Origin of the sequence: Acinetobacter sp. WCHA39 (assembly GCF_002165385.1) — a bacterium.
Classification (GTDB): Bacteria; Pseudomonadota; Gammaproteobacteria; order Pseudomonadales; family Moraxellaceae; genus Acinetobacter.
In genome coordinates this window covers 34,026-55,114 of sequence record NZ_NHRP01000016.1, presented here as the reverse complement: position 1 = coordinate 55,114, position 21,089 = coordinate 34,026, and the positions used below count along the sequence as shown (strand labels likewise).

Annotated in this window: 26 protein-coding genes and 1 pseudogene; 20 read left to right on the top strand and 7 right to left on the bottom strand. The window is 41.1% G+C overall.

The genetic code is table 11. The features are described 5' to 3' along the window. Nucleotides 1-77: 77 nt before the first annotated feature. Complete coding sequence (locus tag CDG56_RS09845; protein ID WP_087547747.1) at nt 78-1,058, top strand: putative solute-binding protein; 981 nt, start codon at nt 78-80, stop codon at nt 1,056-1,058. A gap of 51 nt (nt 1,059-1,109) precedes the next feature. Here CDG56_RS09845 and plsB read toward each other — a convergent pair whose 3' ends face one another. Next, nucleotides 1,110-3,665, bottom strand: coding sequence for a glycerol-3-phosphate 1-O-acyltransferase PlsB (gene plsB / locus CDG56_RS09840; RefSeq protein WP_087547746.1), 2,556 nt, complete (start codon nt 3,663-3,665; stop codon nt 1,110-1,112). 329 nt (nt 3,666-3,994) lie between these two features. Here plsB and CDG56_RS09835 point away from each other — a divergent pair, with 329 nt between their 5' ends. Next, the gene (locus tag CDG56_RS09835; RefSeq protein WP_004660328.1) at nt 3,995-4,867 is read left to right on the top strand and encodes an acyl-CoA thioesterase; all 873 of its coding nucleotides are present in this window, start codon (nt 3,995-3,997) and stop codon (nt 4,865-4,867) included. Between the two features lie 136 nt (nt 4,868-5,003). Continuing rightward, nucleotides 5,004-6,245, top strand: coding sequence for a dicarboxylate/amino acid:cation symporter (locus CDG56_RS09830; protein ID WP_087547745.1), 1,242 nt, complete (start codon nt 5,004-5,006; stop codon nt 6,243-6,245). Nucleotides 6,246-6,301: 56 nt separating this feature from the next. On the opposite strand, the gene CDG56_RS09825 is transcribed toward CDG56_RS09830, so the two are convergent. The 6 genes from CDG56_RS09825 to CDG56_RS09800 form a co-directional block, all read right to left on the bottom strand. Further along, a complete protein-coding gene (locus tag CDG56_RS09825; protein ID WP_087547744.1) occupies nt 6,302-7,246 on the bottom strand; it encodes a metal-dependent hydrolase in 945 nt (314 codons plus the stop codon). A 129-nt stretch (nt 7,247-7,375) separates the two neighbouring features. Next, nucleotides 7,376-8,152 carry a ribosome biogenesis GTP-binding protein YihA/YsxC gene (gene yihA, locus CDG56_RS09820; protein ID WP_087547743.1) on the bottom strand — a complete coding sequence of 259 codons (777 nt, stop codon included), beginning with the start codon at nt 8,150-8,152 and terminating at the stop codon, nt 7,376-7,378. Nucleotides 8,153-8,226: 74 nt separating this feature from the next. Then, a complete protein-coding gene (locus CDG56_RS09815) occupies nt 8,227-8,679 on the bottom strand; it encodes an RrF2 family transcriptional regulator (protein WP_004660334.1) in 453 nt (150 codons plus the stop codon). Nucleotides 8,680-8,758: 79 nt separating this feature from the next. Next, nucleotides 8,759-9,970 carry an NO-inducible flavohemoprotein gene (gene hmpA / locus CDG56_RS09810; RefSeq protein ID WP_087547742.1) on the bottom strand — a complete coding sequence of 404 codons (1,212 nt, stop codon included), beginning with the start codon at nt 9,968-9,970 and terminating at the stop codon, nt 8,759-8,761. A gap of 142 nt (nt 9,971-10,112) precedes the next feature. Next, on the bottom strand, nt 10,113-11,660 hold the full coding sequence (locus tag CDG56_RS09805; RefSeq protein WP_087547741.1) for a helicase HerA-like domain-containing protein: 1,548 nt from the start codon (nt 11,658-11,660) through the stop codon (nt 10,113-10,115). 19 nt (nt 11,661-11,679) lie between these two features. Then, on the bottom strand, nt 11,680-12,873 hold the full coding sequence (locus tag CDG56_RS09800) for a PLP-dependent transferase (RefSeq protein ID WP_087547740.1): 1,194 nt from the start codon (nt 12,871-12,873) through the stop codon (nt 11,680-11,682). 167 nt (nt 12,874-13,040) lie between these two features. Here CDG56_RS09800 and CDG56_RS09795 point away from each other — a divergent pair, with 167 nt between their 5' ends. The 17 genes and pseudogenes from CDG56_RS09795 (at nt 13,041) to rpsH (ending at nt 21,085) form a co-directional block, all read left to right on the top strand. Continuing rightward, nucleotides 13,041-13,769 (top strand): type 1 glutamine amidotransferase, encoded by a 729-nt coding sequence (locus CDG56_RS09795; protein ID WP_087547739.1) that lies wholly within the window; start codon nt 13,041-13,043, stop codon nt 13,767-13,769. Nucleotides 13,770-13,995: 226 nt separating this feature from the next. After that, complete coding sequence (gene rpsJ, locus CDG56_RS09790; protein WP_000070912.1) at nt 13,996-14,307, top strand: 30S ribosomal protein S10; 312 nt, start codon at nt 13,996-13,998, stop codon at nt 14,305-14,307. A gap of 57 nt (nt 14,308-14,364) precedes the next feature. Further along, nucleotides 14,365-15,003 (top strand): 50S ribosomal protein L3, encoded by a 639-nt coding sequence (gene rplC / locus CDG56_RS09785; RefSeq protein ID WP_004777442.1) that lies wholly within the window; start codon nt 14,365-14,367, stop codon nt 15,001-15,003. Between the two features lie 11 nt (nt 15,004-15,014). Next, a complete protein-coding gene (gene rplD / locus CDG56_RS09780) occupies nt 15,015-15,617 on the top strand; it encodes a 50S ribosomal protein L4 (RefSeq protein WP_004660347.1) in 603 nt (200 codons plus the stop codon). Beyond that, nucleotides 15,614-15,934 (top strand): 50S ribosomal protein L23, encoded by a 321-nt coding sequence (gene rplW / locus CDG56_RS09775; protein WP_038346096.1) that lies wholly within the window; start codon nt 15,614-15,616, stop codon nt 15,932-15,934. The genes rplD and rplW overlap by 4 nt, the downstream gene beginning before the upstream one ends. An 11-nt stretch (nt 15,935-15,945) precedes the next feature. Beyond that, nucleotides 15,946-16,770: a 50S ribosomal protein L2 gene (rplB, locus tag CDG56_RS09770; RefSeq protein WP_004660349.1), complete on the top strand. Its 825-nt coding sequence runs from the start codon at nt 15,946-15,948 to the stop codon at nt 16,768-16,770. Nucleotides 16,771-16,783: 13 nt separating this feature from the next. Beyond that, nucleotides 16,784-17,059, top strand: a complete 276-nt coding sequence (rpsS, locus tag CDG56_RS09765; protein WP_004641066.1) for a 30S ribosomal protein S19 — start codon at nt 16,784-16,786, stop codon at nt 17,057-17,059. A gap of 11 nt (nt 17,060-17,070) precedes the next feature. Beyond that, on the top strand, nt 17,071-17,400 hold the full coding sequence (rplV, locus tag CDG56_RS09760) for a 50S ribosomal protein L22 (protein WP_004657676.1): 330 nt from the start codon (nt 17,071-17,073) through the stop codon (nt 17,398-17,400). A gap of 1 nt (nt 17,401) precedes the next feature. Further along, nucleotides 17,402-18,218 (top strand): annotated as a pseudogene (gene rpsC, locus CDG56_RS09755) (30S ribosomal protein S3). Continuing rightward, nucleotides 18,158-18,571 carry a 50S ribosomal protein L16 gene (rplP, locus tag CDG56_RS09750; RefSeq protein ID WP_004657678.1) on the top strand — a complete coding sequence of 138 codons (414 nt, stop codon included), beginning with the start codon at nt 18,158-18,160 and terminating at the stop codon, nt 18,569-18,571. The pseudogene rpsC and the gene rplP overlap by 61 nt, the downstream one beginning before the upstream one ends. Then, nucleotides 18,571-18,768: a 50S ribosomal protein L29 gene (gene rpmC, locus CDG56_RS09745; protein ID WP_004660354.1), complete on the top strand. Its 198-nt coding sequence runs from the start codon at nt 18,571-18,573 to the stop codon at nt 18,766-18,768. Before rplP ends, rpmC begins: the two co-directional genes overlap by 1 nt. After that, the gene (rpsQ, locus tag CDG56_RS09740; RefSeq protein ID WP_004641057.1) at nt 18,765-19,022 is read left to right on the top strand and encodes a 30S ribosomal protein S17; all 258 of its coding nucleotides are present in this window, start codon (nt 18,765-18,767) and stop codon (nt 19,020-19,022) included. The genes rpmC and rpsQ overlap by 4 nt, the downstream gene beginning before the upstream one ends. Before the next feature lie 92 nt (nt 19,023-19,114). Then, nucleotides 19,115-19,483, top strand: a complete 369-nt coding sequence (gene rplN, locus CDG56_RS09735) for a 50S ribosomal protein L14 (RefSeq protein WP_004657680.1) — start codon at nt 19,115-19,117, stop codon at nt 19,481-19,483. A gap of 9 nt (nt 19,484-19,492) precedes the next feature. Next, a complete protein-coding gene (rplX, locus tag CDG56_RS09730) occupies nt 19,493-19,810 on the top strand; it encodes a 50S ribosomal protein L24 (protein ID WP_004641054.1) in 318 nt (105 codons plus the stop codon). Between the two features lie 15 nt (nt 19,811-19,825). Next, entirely contained in the window at nt 19,826-20,362 is a 537-nt protein-coding gene (rplE, locus tag CDG56_RS09725; RefSeq protein ID WP_004660357.1) for a 50S ribosomal protein L5, read from the top strand. 9 nt (nt 20,363-20,371) lie between these two features. Then, nucleotides 20,372-20,677: a 30S ribosomal protein S14 gene (gene rpsN / locus CDG56_RS09720; protein WP_004660360.1), complete on the top strand. Its 306-nt coding sequence runs from the start codon at nt 20,372-20,374 to the stop codon at nt 20,675-20,677. Between the two features lie 12 nt (nt 20,678-20,689). Continuing rightward, entirely contained in the window at nt 20,690-21,085 is a 396-nt protein-coding gene (gene rpsH, locus CDG56_RS09715) for a 30S ribosomal protein S8 (RefSeq protein WP_004660361.1), read from the top strand. The last annotated feature ends 4 nt before the right edge of the window (nt 21,086-21,089 follow it).

The window sequence follows — 21,089 nt, the reverse complement described above, 5'->3', positions numbered from 1 at the left end:
ATAAAATACCAACAGACGCCGTAAAGGAACTGCCTGAGTTGTGCACATGGTTTGTGATGAGGCATTAAGGGGTGGATATGAGAAAAATAATTTTTACGATGATGCTGGGGTTGGTAGCAACAACAAGTTGGGCGGGCGCACAAACATGGTGTGTTTTTGATCCATTGGGCACTCAGGGCGATATTAGTCGTCGTTTACAAGATATTCGTCTCTATGCACTTCAATATAAAACTCAGTTAAAGTTTGATACTTTTAAGGATGAAAAAAATGCGATACAGGCATTTGATCAAAATAAATGTTCAGGTTTAGTGGCATCTAATTTTCATACCTATCGTTACAACCATTTTATGGGAAGTACCAGTGGAATTGGTTTGATTTCAAACAATCGTGTTGCACGTATGTTGTTGCAGTTATTGACCAATCCAAATGTCGAAAAACGTATGCTAGATCAAAATTATGAAGTGCTAGGCATGATTCCAATTGGCACGGCATATATGACCATGAATACTCAGCAGATCAGGAAAGTTTCACAATTAAAGAATAAGACCATTGGTATTTTGGAAAATAATCCGCCTCAATTGGCATTGGTACAAAGTGTATCGGCAAAACCTGTTTATGTGGATTTTGCTACGGCTGTTGATTCTTTCAAGCAAAAGAAGATCGATATTTTGGCTGCGCCTGCGTATGGCGTATTACCTTATAACTTGAAAAAAGAGTTTGGTGAATCGACCCAAGTTGTCAATTTTCCAGTCGCGTATTTCGCAATTAATATTGTGATTCGACCTCAAGCGTATCCCAATGGTTTTGGATATCAAATCCGAACTTGGTTTGTAAAAAATAGTAATGTTTTAGCTGCACAAGCAATGCAATGGGAAAATCATTTACCAGCGTATTATTGGGCTGATATTTCGGGTTATGAAAAGCAGGGCTATGAGGCGCTGGTTGCTAAGATTCGTAATCGTTATGTGGATTCAGGTTACTACGATGCCTATTTTGTCGAGCTAATCAAACGACTCAGATGTCTAGATGATCCGAAATATTTAGAATGCCGCAAATAAATTGGGTTAGCCAAATTTTTGACTAACCCATCAGAAGTGAATACCGAAACATTAAGCTTTCTTGCGTTTTAAACGACGTTTTGCCTGTTGAGAAGCCATTGCTTCTAAAGCGGTTGCAAGTTCTTTATCTGTAAATGTTGTGATGTGTTGCAACATTTGCAAGGTCGTTTCATCAAGTACCAACTGTGCACCTGCGGCCATTTCACTGAAATTATCATCATATTCAATGAAACCCTGTTCATTGTTGCGAATATAATTCTGCTGAGTTAGCACCTTAATAAAGCTTTGGAACAGTGCCTTGTCAAAGAACTCTGGTGAGTTGAATTCATATAGTACAGATAAGCGCTGCCCTAATAAGTGACTTAATTCTTCGACTTGTTTAGTTGAAATGTTGCCAGAACCACGTTGGGTGATCAGTGCAAGCGTCATGTAATAACGCTCTAAGCTTTGTTTAACTGGCATACCTAAAGTCAAAAGTTTCTGATGCTCTTCACTGTTTGGTGTTGGGCTAAATAAGTTGCCATCATGATCTTGGAAAATTAGACCAATTTTAACAAGTGCGTTGATATAGTTATCAATGTGCTGTTGCAATTCAGAAGCTTTCCACTTCATGAATAATTCAGCTTTTAAGAATGGATACAATGTACGAATCACATTGCTTAAATCTGTTTTATTAATCTTACCGTTATGTTCAACCAATGATGCAACCAGTGATGGTAAGACAAAAGCATGCAAGATGTTGTTACGGAAATAGGTTAATAAAACGGCTTGATTGTCTTCTATGGCAATAATATCACCTAGAACATGCTGCACACGTTTGATCAGTTTGAGCTTTAGACCATAAGCAATGATTTCTTTACCTGATAATGATGTTACTTGAGTGCGTTCATCATAAGGTTGCTGTGTCGCCAAATCACGGTAGATATCAAGCTGTTTAATACAGATTTCTTCATCTAGTGTGTGTTTTGGTGTTGCCAATAAAATCAAAGACAGTAAAGAAACAGGGTTGATGACCACTGCGCGATTAATATTTTCTAAAATAACATTAGCTGAGCTTGAAACAACATTTGATACTTCGGCTGGAATTGGCGCATCATTTTTTTCGATTTGAATTTTATCCGCATTATGCTGCTTTAAAATATCATCGAGGAAAACAGGTTCACCAAAGTTAACGTGTACCTTGCCAAAAATTCTTTCAATTTTGCGTAAAGTTTTGACGATACCGAAAATTGATTCTGCTTCTTTTGGCTTACCTTGCATTTCACCTACATAAGTTGAGCCTTCCATTAAGCGCTCATACCCAATATACGTCGGTAAGAATACGATTGGCTTAGCACGACCACGTAAATGACCATGTACGGTCATTGCAAGCATACCTGTCTTCGGTGGTAGCAAGCGACCAGTACGTGAACGACCACCTTCAATGAAGTACTCGATAGGCGTATTGCGTGATAGAATGCTGTATAAATATTCTTTGAATACAGATGTATATAGTGCATTTCCGCGGAAAGATCGGCGTATGAAAAATGCACCACCTCCACGTAATAACTGACCTACAAAAGGTAGGTTTAGGTTATCACCCGCAGCGATATATGGAATCATCAAGCCACGTTTGTAAATCACGTAAGACAATAATAAATAGTCAATATGGCTACGGTGGCAGGGTGTGTAAATAATCTCATAATCTTTCGCAAGTTCGCGAACTGTACTGAAATTATGAACTTCAACGCCGTCATACAGTTGTGTCCATAATCGTGTTAAAGCCATATCTGCGAAGCGTACTGCTGACGCTGAATAATCAGAAACGATTTCATTGACATAGCCAATTGCGCGGCGTTCTGCCTCAAGCATGCTGATTTTATGCTGAATGCTTTCACGGCGAATGGCATCCTGTACATCGGGTGCCTTAATGACAGACTGCATCACGTTGCGGCGGTCTGACAAGTCAGGCCCAAGTACCACTTCGCGTTGCTGGTCTAGGTAGCCATCTAGTGAACTTGCGATATACGTGGCAGGAGAGATGTTTGGATGATGTCTCTTGGCATAATCTACCAATTCACGTAGAGATTGAGGCTCATGGAATTCTAAATATGAATCACGCCCATGTAAGCCAATATTCATGAGTTGTTTAACAGTACCTGGTGTTGCCCAAGTATCAGAAAATAATAACTTAAACCATGAATCTTCTTTATCTGGTGAGCGTCCCCAAAGCACTGTAACGGGAACTAATTGAACATCTACTTCTTGATTTTGTTCTAATGCTTCGATCAACTGTAGAAGGCGTGGGGGATATGTTTGAGTATTAAAAAAGTTATTTTCATTCTGATGTAAAAATAGAATCGAGTTTTTTTCGTGATAAGTTCCAAAACTCATGGCATCTAAAGCTGGCTTAAGATGAAGGCGACGCGTTTCACCATCAAGTACCAAAGCATTACTACGTGAATAATTTTGTAGTACATAGCAAATCACTTTATTTGAATCTGGTGTGCTTTGCTCAGTTGTTGTTGATTCTGTAGGAACTTCACCAAGAACATGTGGAGTGACCACAAGGTCAAGTAACTTACTTGAAAGTTGGCGATACATTTGACCAAATCCAGTCTTGGACATTACAGACTCCTAAATGATAACCTTGAGCATGAGGCGTTGTTATAGTGCCGTAAAACCACAGCGTACGGCATAGCTCGATGAACACAAACGTCAACACGACATTCTGCGATATTCTGTCATGAAACGATATGTTATTTTCTGACAAAATATAGCGTATTTGGTGGATTTTATCGTTAAAAATCGTATTTTTAGCGCTTATAAATAAAGATTAATGTGACGGATGAATCATTTTATCCTGAGCATATTTATTGGAATTTGTGGCACAATCGAAATGATCAATCCTGAATGGATTAGTTGATCTCTCCTCATTGATGTTGGAAGGCTATTACATGAATGCGTTAACTCAAGAACTGGTTGAGCTTTTGACTTTGGAAAAGTTGGAAGAACATATTTTCAGAGGCAACAGTCGCAATTTGGTTGGGAAACGAGTATTCGGTGGGCAAGTTCTTGGACAAGCATTAAGAGCGGCATCATATACCACAAACCGACCAGCACATTCGTTGCATGCTTATTTTTTATATGGTGGTGATGTCGATGCACCGATCATTTATGAAGTTGATCCATTGCGAGATGGTAAAAGTTTTGCAAGTCGACAAGTGCGTGCGATCCAACATGGACGTACCATTTTCTCGGCGATGGTATCTTTTGCCAATCCAGAAGAAGGCTTAAATTATCAACATAAAGAACCAGAGTATCCGAGTCCTGAAGAGCTGAAGTCTGAGAAAGAATTAAAGGAAAGTATGCTCAATTTCGTCCCAGAAAATGCACGTACGAGTTTTATGCGCGAACGTCATGTTGAAATCAGACCAACTCGACCAGTTAATCCTTTTCAGCCGCAGCCTGAAGCACCATATTATGCGCACTACATTCGTACCCATGATCGTATTGCAGAAAATGTTGATGACGTTTCATTACATCAAGCCATCGTTGCGTTTTATTCAGATTTTACTTTGATGACCACAGCACTGCGTCCACACGGGTTATCTTGGATTTCGCCAAATTTACAATGTGCAAGCATTGATCATACCATTTACTTCCATCGCCCGTTACGTGCTGATGATTGGATGCTTTACGATATGGAAGCAACGATTAGTGCCAGTTCACGTGGTCTGAATTTTGGACGCATGTGGCAGAATGGTCAGCTGGTATGTAGCACTGTGCAAGAGGGTCTAATTCGATTGAGAGAAATTGAAACCCAGTAAATTAGATTTGAAAAATTCAAAAAAAGCCATCGTTTAGATGGCTTTTTTTTGTCATAAGGTTGTGACAAAAAATTGCTCGATTCTTCAATGTGAGCGTGCCATAGTACCCACAAGCTAAAATATTTTATTAATCAGAATGAATTTAAATACACAAATTCTAATCGCAGCCGTACTGGGTGTTATATATGGGTTCTTCTTAACTTTGTATCCGCAGACTAGTTTTGCTGAACATAGTTTGTATGGGCTGGGGATTTTAAGCAGTATTTTTATTGGTTTACTAAAAATGTTGCTCATCCCACTTATTTTTAGTTCGATCGTTGTAGGTGTTTCAAATTTACAAGCTGGAGGGGAGTTTGGTCGAGTTTGGAAGATTACCGCCTTGAGTTGTGTGACTACTACAACGCTTGCACTGATCTTAGGGATTGGCTGTGCACATCTTTTTGATGTTGGGAAGGGTGTTGATATCACACTTTTCCAGTCAGCAATGCAAAATCATCAAACTCCTGATACGCTTACACCTTCTAGTTTCCTCACTAATTTTATTCAAAATACCTTAATCAATCCTTTTAAAGCATTTAGTGAAGGGAATGTACTCGCTGTTGTGGTTTTTGCACTTTTCTTAGGCGTTGCTCTCGTTAAAGGTGGTGAGCGTTTTAATACAGTTCGTCAACTCAGCCAACAATTCTTTGAAATGATGATGATGCTTGTCAGTTGGGTAATGAAACTCGCGCCACTTGGGATTTTTGCATTATTGGCGAAGTTGATTGCGACTGAGGATTTATCTGTATTAAGTCGTCTTGCTGAGTTTGCATTCGTGGTGACTGGGACAACGATTTTTCATGGCTTAGTGGTTTTACCTACACTGCTTTGGATTTTTGGAAAAATGAACCCTCTGACGTTCTTCAGAGGTGCGCGAGCTGCATTGGTGACGGCATTTGCAACAAGCTCTAGTTCTGCGACCATGCCACTGAGTATGCGTTGCGCACAAGAGAATTTAGGGGTACGACCGCAAACGGCAGGTTTTGTAATTCCTTTGGGTACACAGTTAAATATGGACGGTACCGCACTTTATGAGGCTGCAGCTGCACTTTTTATTGCCAATTTGATGGGTTTGGATTTAAGCCTAACCCAACAGTTTATCGTCTGTCTCACCGCAATGATTGCATCATTAGGTGCGCCAGGGATTCCAAGTGCAGGCATGGTAACGATGATAATGGTGTTGCAATCAGTTGGTTTACCTGCGGAAGCGATTGCAATTTTACTGCCGATAGATCGGTTGCTAGATACCGTTCGAACTGTAGTTAATGTACAGGGAGATATGATGATCAGTGTTGTTGTTGATCGTTATGCTAAGCAAGCAGAAGTTGAATCAAGTTGATGCGATTTAAGAACTAAAAAAAGCAGGAGAAGACTCCTGCTTTTTTATTGAAATGCTTATGCAGCTTGTTGTAAAGCGCGTTTTGCTGCCGGTGAATTATTTAAATAATTCACCGCATCTTGAGTATTACCTTCTTTCACAGGATCATACCAAGGCATGAGATAGTCGATTTGTTGAGCGACTAACCAAATTGGATTTGGTAAAACCTGATTATCTTGACGACCAATTTTGTACCACTCCATCCAAACCCATGGTCTAAATAAACTTGGTTTTTTGTCGGTAAAACGAGGATCTTGACCCATGATATGTGCCGCGCCATCAACCCATAAACCAAGTACACCCACGATTACAGCGACACTCATGTAATAACGTGCAATATAACCACCACCTAAATGACGATATAGATCAAAGGCAACGGTACGATGTTCGATTTCTTCAGAACCATGCCATTTAATCAGATCAATCATTTCAGGATCGGCACCGAGCTCTTCCCAACGTTTGTTATACAGTGCGTATTTACCCAATACACAAGTCATGTGTTCAACTGTTGCAATGATGCCTAAACGGAACAAATCCCATTGATGGTCAAGTATTTTAGGAACTTCTTTACCAAAAGGCTTATCAGCTAAAGCTTTGTTAAATAAGAAATCCATAATATCGAGATTACGCTGAATATCAATATTACGTTGGCTAAGATATTCTTTGTTCGCAGACGTATGTGCAACCGCATGCATCGCTTCTTGGCGAATAAATGCTTGAACGTCTTGTTTTAATTTTTCATCAGTAATTTCTGGAAGAACTTTGTTGTATAAGCGGCAGAACCAAAACTCACCAGCAGGCAAAATATTGTTAATTTCATTAATAAAATAACTGGCATAAGGCTGGTTTGGAATCCAATCCACTGGTGTTTTTTCCCAGTCAAACTTCACTTTGCGTGGGAGAATTTTATAGTCAATCGAAGAACCAAGAACTTTGTTCTTCATAAATGATAGTAATTTCATCGTTTAGTCCTAATCGATAGTGCAATGAACCAACACTAAGCAGTATATGAAAACTACCTAGTGCTTGTGTTTAGCAATACAGGACAATTAAAAATCATTTTATGCATCAAGTTGCATAAAATGCATTTTTTATTCTTCGACGTCTACTTCTGAAGCTTCTGGGATCTGATCAAGGTTAAATTCTGCTGGTTGATCAAGTGTGAAATTTAAACGGCCACCCATGACGCTTGCCAATTCTTCTAAACCAATTCGATTGAGTGAAGAGAATAATTGAATCGAGAAATCAAGTTTCATTTTCTTCAACTGCTGCTTAATTTCTAATAGTACTTTATTGGCAGGGCCACGATTTAATTTATCTGCTTTAGTAAGCAGGATATGCACAAACAAATGGCGTGAATGTGCCCATTCCAGCATCATTAAGTCAAAGTGTTGTAATGGATGACGGATGTCCATTAACAGTACTAAGCCTTGTAAGCTTTTACGATGGATTAGATAGTTCTCAAGTTCTTTCTGCCATACGATTTTCATGGCTTCAGGTACAGCCGCATAACCATAACCTGGTAAATCGACCAAACGTTGATCTGGATTACCTAAGCTAAAAAAGTTAATCATTTGCGTGCGCCCAGGTCTTTTTGAAGCGCGTGCGAGTTGCTTTTGATTGGTTAAAGCATTAATTGCACTCGATTTTCCTGCATTGGAACGACCTGCAAATGCGATTTCATAACCTGTATCTTCTACGCACAAATCCAGTTTAGGTGCACTCATCAAAAATTCAGCTTGGCGTAACCAAGTCAAAGACTGCACTGCATATGCGGTTACAGCAGGATCAGTCTTTTTTTCATAACTGATTTTTTGTTTAGGTGCGAGTTTGGCTTTGGTGTCTTTCGATTTTTCACTACGACGCATAGAAGCTTACTTTTTGAATTGAAATAGCAACAACTATTATAAAGGATGTGAGAGATTCGTGCGAATCTTGATGTTTAGGCTTTTTGAACGAGTTGTAAAAAATCAATATTTGAATTTGTAGAAGAGGGAAGAATGCCATATTGCACCACTTCTCCAAGCGTATATTGATCAAGGCTTTGATAAAAACATTCTAAAGCTTGATCCAAAATACTTTTAAGTCCGCAATGAGAGCGTAAAACGCAAGGTGGCGTATTACATTCTACGATTTGATGATTGCCTTGTAAGATACGAACAATCTCACCCAATTTTAGACTTTTAGCCTCTGGATTTAAACGAAGTCCACCGCCTTTGCCGCGAATCGTTACAATCCAATGCTGTTTTCCCATGAAGTGAACGATTTTCACTAAATGGTTTTGGGATACATGCAAGTCCCGTGCAATATCTGCAATCGTATACGGTACATCACTCGGACGAGCGACATACATTAAGATTCTGAGTGCATAATCAGTAAACTTATTGAGTTGCATTGGTTTTCACTCAATCTATTGCTTTAAACAGAAAGGGCTAATCTAACATAGACTAGCCCTATGCAAAACGCAGCACCGATTAGCTGAGTTTTACGCCACCCGTACCGAATGCTTCGCTATGAATGTTTTCGGCAGGAATACCACGGGCAACCAGTGCCTTATGCTGTTCCGCCATAAATGGCATTGGACCACACAGATAATAGTCTGCATTGATTGGCAGTAAAGCGGCATCCATCGCTGCTAAATCCAGACGGCCAGCAACGTCATAATCTTCACCTAGCACATCACTTTCATGTGGGAACTCATAGGCAGTAAATGTGCTCAGACGTGGATACTTTGCTTTTAGTTCATGGATATGCTGTTTCATGGCATGCACCTGACTGCTACGGCAGGCATGAATAAAGCTGACAGGCTGAGGCATATCTTCTGTCACTAATTGATTCAGCATAGCAATCATTGGAGTTAAGCCAACACCACCACTGATAAACACATTACGTTTTTTGCTATCAATCAGGTAGAAGTTGCCTGTAGGTGCAGACACCTCAATTTCTGAACCCTCAGCCAAGCCATGTAAGGTGCTTGATACCCAGCCACCTGCCAAATCACCTTTTTCATCTTCACGCTTGACTGAAATACGTAAGTAGTCTGCTTGAGGACTTGTTGATAGTGTGTATTGACGTGGTTGTCTTAAATTGAGTTCAGGTACAAACACGCGAACCGAAATATATTGACCTGCTTCATATTTGGGTAACTCACCGCCATCTACAGGTGCTAGATAGAATGAAGTGATCTCATCGCTTTCAACTACTTTCTTGGCAATTTTGAAATTGCGCCAACCTAACCAACTGCCTTTGGTTTGTTGATGTTGATCATAGATCGCTTTTTCAGTGCTAATAAATAAGTCAGCTAATTGACCATAAGCGGCAGCCCATGCACCAATCAATGGATCTTCCATCGAGATATTCAGTACTTCACTGATAGAGTGCAGTAAGTTCTCACCCACAATACTGTAATCAGGTGATTGAATATTCAAGCTCACATGTTTGTGTGCAATCAATTCGACCACAGGTAAAAGTACAGAAGGATCTTCAATATTTTCCGCATAAGCTAGTACAGCACCCGCAAGTGCTTGTGCTTGTGCACCACTACGTTGATGTCCCATATTGAAGGTTTCTTTTAATTCGGGGTTATTACCTAACATACGGTTGTAAAAGTAACCCGTGAGTGCCACACCATTTTCACGGAGTACAGGTACAGTTGCTTTTACAAGGTCAATTTGCTGCGGAGTCATGGGTGATCTCTCTTGGCTATCATTTATAAGATATATTTAAAATATACCTTATAAAATTTATTTGCAAGATCAGTTTTGATTAAACCATAAAAAAAATAGGGGATAAATGATTATTCCCTGTTTTTTAACATAATAAAGATTTTTATTTGCCAAATAATGAGCCAAGTAAACCGCGAACGATCTTTTGACCTGTAGAGCCGCCCAAGCTCCGAGCCGCACTTTTTGCAAAAGTTCCCACAATATCTTGGGTGAGTTTTTCGCGATCTCGTTGTGCTTTCTCTGCGACTTTTTGTTGCTCTTTCGCAAAGCGTTCTTGTTCTTTCGCCTGTTGTTTGGCTAAAGCATCTTGTTCTTTGCTTTGCTGCTTTTCTAATTCATCTGCCTGTTTTTGTTGAGACTGTTGTAGCACTTTCTTTTGCAGCATTTCATAAGCACTATCACGATCCACAGCTTGATCATAAACACCTGCAACAATACTTTGCGAAATAATAATTTGGCGTTCTTCTGGCGTGATTGGCGTAAATGAAGAGTAAGGTGGCATGACCCAACCGCGCTCTACAATTTGCGGTGTCCCTTGCTCATCTAGACAACTAATTAATGCTTCACCTACAGCAAGTTCTGTAATTGCTTGATCAACTTTGAATGCTGGATTGGCTCGAAAGGTATCCGCTGCGGTTTTGACCGCCTTTTGATCTTTTGGAGTAAATGCACGTAAGGCGTGTTGTACTCGGTTGCCTAATTGCCCTAAGACACTTTCTGGTAGATCCAGAGGATTTTGGGTAATAAAATAAATCCCCACACCTTTAGAGCGAATCAGGCGAACTACCTGTTCGATTTTCTGTTGCAAGGCTGGACTGGCATTATCAAACAATAGATGTGCTTCATCGAAAAAGAATACTAACTTCGGTTTATCCATATCACCCACTTCAGGCAACTGTTCAAACAGTTCTGACATCATCCATAGTAAGAATGTGGCATAAAGCTTCGGGGTATTCATCAACTTGTCGGCAGCTAAGATATTGATATAGCCATGACTATTGGTATCGGTCTGAATAAAATCGAGAATATTCAGGCTAGGCTCACCAAAAAATTGCTCTCCACCTTGATCACCTAAAGCCAATAAATTACGTTGAATCGCCCCAAGACTAGCTGGAGAAAGGTTGCCATATTCGGCTTTTAATTCGGCTGCATTTTCGCTGACATAGGTCAGCATGGCTTTAAGGTCTTTGAAATCAATTAATAAAAGCCCTTGATCATCTGCAACGCGGAAAACGGCCGAAAGAACACCTTCTTGTGTGTCATTCAGATTGAGCATTTGTGCCAAAAGTAACGGACCAATTTCTGAAATTGTGGTACGAATAGGATGACCTTGTTGCCCAAATAAATCCCAAAAAATAACAGGGGAAGCAGCAAATGGAATGGGTTCAAGTTGTAAGTTTTTTAAACGCTCATCAAATTTGGGGTTGCTCCTTCCTGATTTAGCCAAACTAGAGACATCACCTTTAGCATCTGCCAAAAAGACAGGTACGCCCAGCCGTGAGAAACTTTCGGCTAATACCTTCAGAGTCACTGTTTTACCTGTGCCTGTCGCACCTGCAATTAAACCGTGGCGGTTTGCAAATTGAGAATGTAAAACAATATCTTGCGTTGTATCTGTGGTTTTTTTTGCAATAATAATGGGTGTATTCATTCTTCACCTATGCTTTATTTCATTCGAGTTGTTTTAGTGCGTTTTGAATATCTTGGATTAAATCGTTTGGATGTTCTAGTCCTATGCAGAAGCGAACCAATAAACCTTGTTGTAAATGTGTATTTTCTAGTTCTCGCATCTGTTTTAAATCATAAAGCATAACAAGGCTGACAGGGCCGCCCCAACTGAATCCCAACTTAAATAAGTTTAAGCTATCGCAGAATTTTCGAATCGCTGCGAGATCATATTCAGGTTTGAAAATGACACTGACTAAACCTGCACTTTTTCCTGTTTCACAGACTTGCTGCCAAAATAAATGGCCTGCTGAGTTGGCATCACTTGGATGTAAAACTTGGCAAAATTGAGATTGTTGCTTTAGCCAATCAAGCACTGCTATTGCACTGTTAGATTGTTGTTCATAACGAAGTAGCATATGAGCCAAGCTACGTTGAATTTGTGCGGTATCATCGCCTGAAACACAGATCCCTTGGGTTGCATGCATACGGTACAGTTTATGATGTAATTGCGGATCTCGTGTAACCACTGAACCCATTAAAATATCGCCACCACCGCTTGGGTATTTGGTGAGTGCATGTATAGTGATGTCCACAGACAAATGCTCATCTGAAAAATCAAATGCATTAAAAGCTAGCCCTGCACCCCATGTATTATCCAATGCAGTGAGAACCTTCGCTTGCTGTGCTTTTTTAACCAGATTTTTGAGGTCGGGAAATTCTAAAGTGACAGAACCTGCCGCCTCTATCCAAATTAATTTAGCTTTTTCAGTTGGTTGGAAGCTATTTGCATCAATTGGGTTGTAGATTTTGACGTGAATGCCGTAGCGGTCTTGCAGATTCTTTAAGTGTTCCAGATTTGGGCCATAAATATTGTCTGCAACCCAAACTTCATCCCCTGAGCTTAAAAAAGTACTATTTACTAAATTGATTGCAGATAAGCCACTGGGTGCAAGTAAACAATAATTTCCACCTTCAATTCGAGCAATATTATCTCCTAATGTAAACGTGGTCGGTGTACCGTGTGTGCCATAACTATAATCATAAGGGTCAGTCCAGTGGCGATCAAAAAGGTGCGCTGTTGTTTTAAAAATAATCGTTGATGCACGAAATAGGGGAGGTTGAATCGTTTCTATGTATTGGGGAGCTTGGCGTGGTGCATGAATGAGTGTGGTTTGTAAGCTATTTTGTTTAGTCATGGGGCAACATTAAATCAATAGAATGATTTAGGTTAAGAGAAAATATCGAATCCTGCTAGTCATTTGCATATTTTGTACAGAATCGTTACGAATCAAAGCTTTTAGTCAAAACTGGCTTTATTTTTGCTAAGACTAATTATCATTCTAACTACAATAGGTTTACGCGCATGAAGTCGCATTTAAGAGTGCATTATTTTCAGCACATTGCAGGCGAGGGTTTTGGCAGTTGCTATGACTATTTAAAGGCACATCAAGCAAAAATTACCGCCACAGAGTTCTTTGCTTTACCCGTTGATTTATCTCTTGAATTGGAGGCCCTACCTAATATTGATGAAGTTGATTTGCTGATCATTATGGGGGGAACCATGAGTGTGAATGACGAAGCAAATTATCCTTGGTTAAAATTGGAAAAAAGATGGTTAAGACGTTATCTCTCTGCGGGTAAACCTGCAATTGGTTTATGTTTAGGGGGGCAACTGATTGCGAATGCACTCGGCGCATCTGTGAGTCGAAATCAACATCAAGAATTAGGTTGGATGGACGTAGTTCGTGTTTCACAGGTACCCGAAAATTACTTTCAAATACCAGAAAAAATTAACATTATGCAGTGGCATAGTGAAACCTTTGAAATCCCCAAAGGTGGTGTGCGTCTAGCAGAAAACAGGGTGTGCCGTAATCAGCTTTATCAGATCGGGCGGAATGTTCTGGGTTTTCAGTTTCATCCAGAAATGACACCACATGCTTTGCAATTATTGATTGAAAATGAAGAAGATAGTGCGGTATTTAATGGTGAATATGTTCAGCCAATCGCAGAATTAAAAAAAACGATTAAAAGTAAGTTTGAACAGGGTAATCAATTACTAAATCGAGCAATAGAGTATGTGGTGAATGCTTAATCAACTATAAAACTAAAAAAATAAAAGAAGAATTGCATAAGACTTAAACAATCGTTATAATGGGCGACCCTCAAATGGAGGGCGTTCACTACGAAGAAAGTAGTTAACGCATTACAGTCGTGGCATCGATCATGACCTTAGTGATTTTCACTGCCCTTGACACTTGCCAGTAAGGTGAGGTGCGTCATGGGTGATTCTTTATATTTTTGGCTTGGAGTTTACTGGTATGTCTAACCAGAGAATTCGTATCCGTTTGAAGTCTTTTGATCATCGCCTGATTGATCAATCTGCTCAAGAGATCGTAGAAACCGCTAAGCGTACTGGCGCACAAGTGTGTGGTCCAATCCCGATGCCTACTCGCATCGAACGCTTCAACGTTCTTACTTCACCACACGTCAACAAAGACGCTCGTGATCAGTACGAAATCCGCACTTATAAACGTTTGATCGACATCGTTCAACCTACAGATAAAACTGTTGATGCATTGATGAAGTTAGATCTTGCTGCTGGTGTTGATGTTCAGATCGCTTTGGGTTAAGGCTTTCGGTTAATTAACTCTAAGTTAATTAGGCCGCTTTTTTAGAGGTTTATGCACATGGCTATTGGTTTAGTCGGTCGCAAATGTGGTATGACTCGCATCTTTACTGAAGCAGGTGTTTCTGTTCCAGTAACAGTGATCGAAGTCGATCCAAACCGCATTACGCAAATCAAAACACTTGAAACTGATGGTTATCAAGCAATTCAAGTAACTACTGGTGAACGTCGCGAATCGCGCGTAACTAACGCTCAGAAAGGCCACTTCGCGAAAGCGGGTGTTGCTGCTGGTCGTCTGGTTAAAGAGTTCCGTGTTACTGAAGCTGAGCTTGAAGGCCGTGAAGTTGGTGCTTCTATCGGTGTTGATTTGTTCACAGTTGGTCAAATTGTTGACGTAACTGGTCAATCAAAAGGTAAAGGCTTCCAAGGTGGTGTTAAGCGTTGGAATTTCCGTACGCAAGATGCTACTCATGGTAACTCTGTATCTCACCGTGTATTAGGTTCTACAGGTCAAAACCAGACTCCTGGTCGCGTGTTCAAAGGCAAGAAAATGGCTGGTCACTTAGGTGATGAACGCGTAACAGTTCAAGGTCTTGAAATTGTATCTATTGACGCTGAACGTTCTGTTTTAGTTGTTAAAGGTGCTGTTCCTGGTGCAACGAATGGTGACGTTATTGTACGTCCTACCATCAAGGCCTGAGGGGAAATACTGTGAATTTAAAAACTGTTTCCGGCTCTGCTGTTGAATTGTCTGAAGTTGCTTTCGGACGTGAGTTTAACGAAGCGCTTGTACACCAAGTTGTTACAGCTTACTTAGCTGGTGGTCGTCAAGGTTCGAAAGCTCAGAAATCACGTGCAGACGTTTCTGGCGGTGGTAAAAAACCATTCCGTCAAAAAGGTACTGGTCGCGCTCGTGCGGGTTCTATTCGTAGCCCGATCTGGGTTGGTGGTGGTAAAACTTTTGCTGCTCGCCCACAAGATTGGTCTCAAAAAGTAAACCGTAAGATGTATCGCGGTGCAATGCAATGTATCTTAGCTGAACTTGTTCGCCAAGATCGTCTTGTATTAGTTGAAGAGTTTGCTGTTGCAGCTCCAAAAACTAAAGACTTGCTTGCAAAACTTACAGACTTGAATGCAACTCGTGCATTGATCATTACAGATGCTGTAGATGAGAACTTGTATCTTGCAGCTCGCAACCTTCCACACGTTGATGTGGTTGATGCTACTGCTATTGATCCTGTTAGCTTGATTGCATTTGATAAAGTTGTAATGTCTGTAGCTGCTGCTAAGAAAATTGAGGTAGAACTCGGATGAACAACGAACGTATCTATCAAGTCCTATTAGGACCAGTATTCTCAGAAAAAGCACAAGTTTTAGGTGATACTGCTGGTGTTCAAGTGTTCAAAGTTGCATTAAATGCAAACAAACTTGAAATCAAAAAAGCAGTTGAGCAGCTCTTTGGTGTTGAAGTTGTAAAAGTTAATACAACGATCACTAAAGGTAAAACAAAACGCTTTGGTAAAACATTAGGACGTCGTTCTGATGTGAAAAAAGCATACGTCACCCTGAAAGCTGGCCAAGATGTAGAAATGGCTGACTTGGGCGATACCGCTGAAAACGCAGCGGAATAAGGACGAGAATTATGCCAATTCAAAAATGTAAGCCAACGTCTCCAGGACGTCGCTTTGTAGAGAAAGTGGTTCATGACCATCTTCACAAAGGCGCTCCTTATGCACCGTTGGTAGAAGCTAAAAAACGTACTGGTGGTCGTAATAATAATGGTCACATCACTACACGTCACGTGGGTGGTGGTCATAAGCAAAACTACCGTATTGTTGACTTTAAACGTAACAAAGATGGTATTCCAGCGACTGTAGAGCGCATCGAATACGATCCTAACCGTACAGCTCATATTGCTTTATTGAAATATGCTGATGGTGAACGTCGTTATATCATTGCACCTAAAGGCTTACGTGCTGGTGATAAAGTACAATCTGGTAACGATGCTCCAATTCGTCCAGGTAACTGCTTGCCACTTCGCAATATGCCAATCGGTTCTACGCTTCACAACCTTGAACTTAAAATCGGTAAAGGTGCTCAATTAGCACGTTCTGCTGGTACTTCAGTTCAGTTGTTGGGTCGTGATGGTTCTTACGCTATCGTTCGTTTACGTTCTGGTGAAATGCGTAAAGTACACGTTGAATGTCGTGCTGTAATTGGTGAAGTTTCTAACCAAGAAAGCAACCTTCGTTCATTGGGTAAAGCTGGTGCTGCGCGCTGGCGTGGTATTCGTCCTACCGTTCGTGGTATGGCGATGAACCCGGTAGATCACCCGCACGGTGGTGGTGAAGGACGTAGTAAAGGTATTCAACCTGTAAGTCCATGGGGTCAAAAAGCTAAAGGGTACAAGACACGTACCAATAAGCGTACGACTAAGATGATTATTCGCGACCGTCGCGTCAAGTAAGGGAATCTGAATAATGCCTCGTTCATTAAAAAAAGGTCCATTCGTCGACGCGCATTTGTTCGCTAAGGTTGAAGCTGCGATTGCTGCTAACAACCGTAAGCCGATCAAAACATGGTCACGTCGTTCAATGATCCTTCCAGACTTTGTTGGTTTAACAATTTCTGTTCACAATGGCCGTAACCACGTTCCAGTAATTGTTACTGAACACATGGTTGGTCATAAATTGGGTGAATTCGCACCAACTCGTACCTATCGTGGTCACGGTGTTGATAAGAAGTCTAAACGTTAATAGGTGCTATGATGGAAGTAACTGCTAAATTACGCGGTGCCGCTATCTCGGCACAAAAAGCACGTTTAGTTGCTGATTTGATCCGTGGTAAGTCGGTTGCACGTGCGATAGACATTTTGAACTTCAGCAACAAGAAAGCAGCTGTGCTCGTTAAAAAAGCACTTGAATCTGCAATCGCGAATGCTGAACATAACAACAGCTTAGATGTTGATGACCTTAAAGTAACTACGATTTACGTTGATGAAGGCATGAGCCTTAAACGTATTATGCCACGTGCTAAAGGCCGTGCAGATCGTATTACTAAGCGTACTTGTCACATCACCGTTAAGGTAGGGGTTTGATATGGGTCAGAAGGTTCATCCAATCGGTATCCGCCTAGGTGTTGTGAAACGTCATAACGCTAACTGGTATGCGAGTCCGAAACAATACGCTGAATACTTGCTTAAAGATCTTCAAGTTCGTGAGTTTTTGCTTAAAAAACTTAAGAATGCGATGGTAAGCAATATTCTTATCGAACGTCCTACAGGTGCTGCTAAAGTAACAATTAGCACTGCTCGTCCTGGTATCGTGATCGGTAAGAAAGGCGAAGATATTGAGAAATTACAGCGCGAACTCACCAACATTATGGGTGTTCCAGCTCAAGTTAGCATCAATGAAATTGATCGCCCTGACTTGGATGCACGTTTAGTTGCTGAAGCAATTGCTTCTCAATTAGAAAAGCGTGTTATGTTCCGTCGTGCTATGAAGCGTGCGGTTCAAAACACAATGCGTGCTGGCGCTAAAGGTATCAAAGTTGAAGTTTCTGGCCGTTTAGGTGGTGCAGAGATCGCTCGTACTGAGTGGTATCGTGAAGGTCGTGTACCTTTGCATACACTTCGTGCTGACATCGACTATGCTACTATGCGTGCAGAAACAACATACGGTACGATCGGTGTTAAAGTTTGGATTTTCCGTGGCGAGATTTTAGGTGGCATGAAACAAGTCATGAACCCTGCTCCTGCTGAAGAGCGTCCAGCTAAACGCGGTCGTGGTCGTGGTGAAGGTCAAGAGCGTCGTGGTCGTCGCGGTGACCGTGCTGCTGACAAGGGAGAATAATCCATGTTGCAACCTAAACGTACCAAATTCCGTAAAGTGCACAAAGGCCGTAACACTGGTCTAGCGCATCGTGGTAGTACAGTATCATTTGGTTCGATTGCAATTAAAGCAACTGAACGTGGTCGTATGACTGCGCGTCAGATTGAAGCTGCACGTCGTACCATTAGCCGTCGTATTAAACGTGGTGGTAAAATCTTCATCCGCGTATTCCCAGACAAGCCAATTACCGAAAAACCATTAGAAGTTCGTATGGGTAAAGGTAAAGGTAGTGTGGAATACTGGGTTTGTCAGATCCAGCCAGGTAAGATCCTGTACGAAATTGAAGGTGTTAGCGATGAGTTAGCGCGTGAAGCTTTTGCTTTAGCCGCTGCTAAACTCCCGTTTAAAACCACTATCGTGACTCGGACGGTGATGTAATGAAAATTAAAGATCTACGTGAAAAGTCGGTAGAAGAGTTGAAAGCTTTGCTTGATGAGCAACAGCTTAACCAATTCCGTCTTCGTATGGCGAAAGCAACTGGTCAATTAGGCAAATCGCATGAAGTGCAAATTGCTCGTAAGACAATTGCTCGTATCAAGACACTCCTTACCGAAAAACAGGGGAACGGACAATGAGTGAAAAAACAGTCCGCACGTTAACCGGCAAAGTTGTAAGTGACAAAATGGACAAGTCTATTGTTGTGCTTATTGAACGCCGCGTTCAACACCCGTTGTACGGCAAATCAATCCGCCGTTCAACTAAATTACACGCTCATGATGAGAACAATGTTGCTAAAACTGGCGACTTAGTGACCATCAAAGAAAGCCGCCCAATTTCTAAAACTAAAGCTTGGACTTTAGTGGAAGTCGTTGAAGCAGCTGCTGAGTAATTAGACGTTCTTGTTGCATCATCGGACAATTTCGAGTACTCTTTGAGCCTTTCGAAATTGCGACCGGTGATGCTCGGTTTTGGAGTAGGGCAATGATTCAAACCGAAAGTATGCTCGACGTAGCAGACAACAGTGGTGCACGCCGCGTACAATGTATTAAAGTACTTGGTGGTTCACACCGTCGTTATGCTTCAGTTGGCGATATTATTAAAGTTACTGTAAAAGAAGCAATTCCGCGCGCACGTGTTAAAAAAGGTGACGTGATGAATGCTGTAGTTGTACGTACAAAATTCGGCATCCGTCGTCCAGATGGTTCTGTTATTCGTTTCGACGATAACGCAGCTGTTATTTTGAACAACAACAAAGCTCCGATTGCGACTCGTATCTTCGGACCAGTGACTCGTGAACTTCGTACTGAACAGTTCATGAAAATCATTTCATTGGCTCCTGAAGTTTTATAAGAGGCAATCATGGCTAAGATTAAAAAAGGCGATCAAGTAATTGTGATCGCAGGTAAAGAAAAAGGCAAACAAGGTGTTGTTTTGTCTGTTTCTGAAGATCGAGTTAAGGTCGAAGGTCTTAACTTAGTGAAGAAGCATCAAAAGCCAAACCGTGTAACTGGCGCTGAAGGCGGTATCGTTACTCAAGAGGCAACGCTTCATATTTCAAACGTGGCAATTTTTAATGCTACAACCCAAAAGGCTGACCGTATTGGTTACCAAGTGATTGATGGCGCGAAAACTCGTGTTTACAAATCAAATGGTGAATCAGTGGCGGTAGCGAAGTAATAGGTTGAATAGGCGATGGCCAGACTTAAAGCACGTTATAACGACGAACTTAAAGCGAAGTTACAAGAAGAACTTGGCGTTAAGAATGTGATGGATATTCCTCGCATCACGAAAATCACTCTGAATATGGGTGTAGGCGCAGCTGCAACTGATAAGAAATTATTAGATGGCGCTGTTGCTGATATGCAACTGATTGCTGGTCAAAAACCAGTTGTGACACTTGCACGTAAATCAATCGCTGGTTTTAAAATCCGTGATGGTTGGCCAATTGGTTGTAAAGTTACTTTACGTGGCGACCAAATGTACGAATTCTTGGATCGCTTGATCTCGATCGCTATCCCTCGTATCCGTGACTTCCGTGGTTTCTCTTCGAAATCATTTGATGGTCGTGGTAACTACTCTATGGGTTTAAAAGAGCAGATCGTTTTCCCTGAAATCGATTTTGACAAAATTGATCGTATCCGTGGTTTAGATATCACTATTACGACCACTGCTCGTAGCGATGACGAAGGCCGTGCGCTTATGCGTGCATTCGGCTTCCCGTTCAAATAAGAGGTCGATATGGCTAAGAAAGGTATGATTAATCGCGAATTGAAACGCGAAAAGACAGTTGCTAAATACGCTGCAAAACGTGCTGAATTAAAAGCAACGATTGCAAACGTAAATGCATCTGATGAAGAACGTTTCGAAGCGATGATGAAGTTACAAGCATTACCACGTAATGCATCTCCAGTACGTCTTCGTAACCGCTGTGGTTTAACTGGTCGTCCTCATGGTTACTTCCGTAAGTTCGGTTTAAGCCGTAACAAATTACGCGATACAGTAATGCAGGGTGATGTACCAGGCGTTGTTAAAGCAAGCTGGTAAGGAGCGACTATAATGAGTATGCAAGATACCGTTGCCGACATGTTAACGCGTGTTCGTAACGCTCAAATGGCAAAGAAACAAGTTGTTTCTATGCCTTCTTCTAAGTTGAAGGTTGCTATTGCAAACGTTCTTCAACAAGAAGGTTATATTTCAAATGTAGAAGTTGCTCAAGAAGATGCAAAAGCTACTTTGACTATTACGTTAAAATATTTCGAAGGCAAACCAGTTATCGAAACTGTGAAGCGCGTAAGCCGTCCTGGTCTACGTCAGTATCGCGGTAAAGATGCACTTCCAAGCGTTAAGCAAGGTTTAGGTATTGCAATTGTTTCTACAAGCAAAGGCATCATGACTGATCGCGCTGCACGTGCTGCGGGCGTTGGTGGTGAAGTTATTGCTTTTGTTTCTTAATAGG

Excerpts from the sequence above, each read along its gene's own strand:
- rpsH (WP_004660361.1), top strand. The coding sequence starts at position 20,690 with ATGAGTATGCAAGATACCGTTGCCGACATGTTAACGCGTGTTCGTAAC.
- CDG56_RS09805 (WP_087547741.1), bottom strand. The coding sequence starts at position 11,660 with ATGAATACACCCATTATTATTGCAAAAAAAACCACAGATACAACGCAA.
- CDG56_RS09830 (WP_087547745.1), top strand. The coding sequence starts at position 5,004 with ATGAATTTAAATACACAAATTCTAATCGCAGCCGTACTGGGTGTTATA.
- rplW (WP_038346096.1), top strand. The coding sequence starts at position 15,614 with ATGAACAACGAACGTATCTATCAAGTCCTATTAGGACCAGTATTCTCA.
- rpmC (WP_004660354.1), top strand. The coding sequence starts at position 18,571 with ATGAAAATTAAAGATCTACGTGAAAAGTCGGTAGAAGAGTTGAAAGCT.
- rplB (WP_004660349.1), top strand. The coding sequence starts at position 15,946 with ATGCCAATTCAAAAATGTAAGCCAACGTCTCCAGGACGTCGCTTTGTA.
- rplC (WP_004777442.1), top strand. The coding sequence starts at position 14,365 with ATGGCTATTGGTTTAGTCGGTCGCAAATGTGGTATGACTCGCATCTTT.
- rplN (WP_004657680.1), top strand. The coding sequence starts at position 19,115 with ATGATTCAAACCGAAAGTATGCTCGACGTAGCAGACAACAGTGGTGCA.
- CDG56_RS09795 (WP_087547739.1), top strand. The coding sequence starts at position 13,041 with ATGAAGTCGCATTTAAGAGTGCATTATTTTCAGCACATTGCAGGCGAG.
- rplE (WP_004660357.1), top strand. The coding sequence starts at position 19,826 with ATGGCCAGACTTAAAGCACGTTATAACGACGAACTTAAAGCGAAGTTA.
- yihA (WP_087547743.1), bottom strand. The coding sequence starts at position 8,152 with ATGCGTCGTAGTGAAAAATCGAAAGACACCAAAGCCAAACTCGCACCT.
- CDG56_RS09800 (WP_087547740.1), bottom strand. The coding sequence starts at position 12,873 with ATGACTAAACAAAATAGCTTACAAACCACACTCATTCATGCACCACGC.
- rpsQ (WP_004641057.1), top strand. The coding sequence starts at position 18,765 with ATGAGTGAAAAAACAGTCCGCACGTTAACCGGCAAAGTTGTAAGTGAC.
- plsB (WP_087547746.1), bottom strand. The coding sequence starts at position 3,665 with ATGTCCAAGACTGGATTTGGTCAAATGTATCGCCAACTTTCAAGTAAG.
- rplP (WP_004657678.1), top strand. The coding sequence starts at position 18,158 with ATGTTGCAACCTAAACGTACCAAATTCCGTAAAGTGCACAAAGGCCGT.
- rpsN (WP_004660360.1), top strand. The coding sequence starts at position 20,372 with ATGGCTAAGAAAGGTATGATTAATCGCGAATTGAAACGCGAAAAGACA.
- rpsJ (WP_000070912.1), top strand. The coding sequence starts at position 13,996 with ATGTCTAACCAGAGAATTCGTATCCGTTTGAAGTCTTTTGATCATCGC.
- rplV (WP_004657676.1), top strand. The coding sequence starts at position 17,071 with ATGGAAGTAACTGCTAAATTACGCGGTGCCGCTATCTCGGCACAAAAA.
- rplX (WP_004641054.1), top strand. The coding sequence starts at position 19,493 with ATGGCTAAGATTAAAAAAGGCGATCAAGTAATTGTGATCGCAGGTAAA.
- CDG56_RS09815 (WP_004660334.1), bottom strand. The coding sequence starts at position 8,679 with ATGCAACTCAATAAGTTTACTGATTATGCACTCAGAATCTTAATGTAT.
- CDG56_RS09835 (WP_004660328.1), top strand. The coding sequence starts at position 3,995 with ATGAATGCGTTAACTCAAGAACTGGTTGAGCTTTTGACTTTGGAAAAG.
- CDG56_RS09825 (WP_087547744.1), bottom strand. The coding sequence starts at position 7,246 with ATGAAATTACTATCATTTATGAAGAACAAAGTTCTTGGTTCTTCGATT.
- CDG56_RS09845 (WP_087547747.1), top strand. The coding sequence starts at position 78 with ATGAGAAAAATAATTTTTACGATGATGCTGGGGTTGGTAGCAACAACA.
- hmpA (WP_087547742.1), bottom strand. The coding sequence starts at position 9,970 with ATGACTCCGCAGCAAATTGACCTTGTAAAAGCAACTGTACCTGTACTC.
- rpsS (WP_004641066.1), top strand. The coding sequence starts at position 16,784 with ATGCCTCGTTCATTAAAAAAAGGTCCATTCGTCGACGCGCATTTGTTC.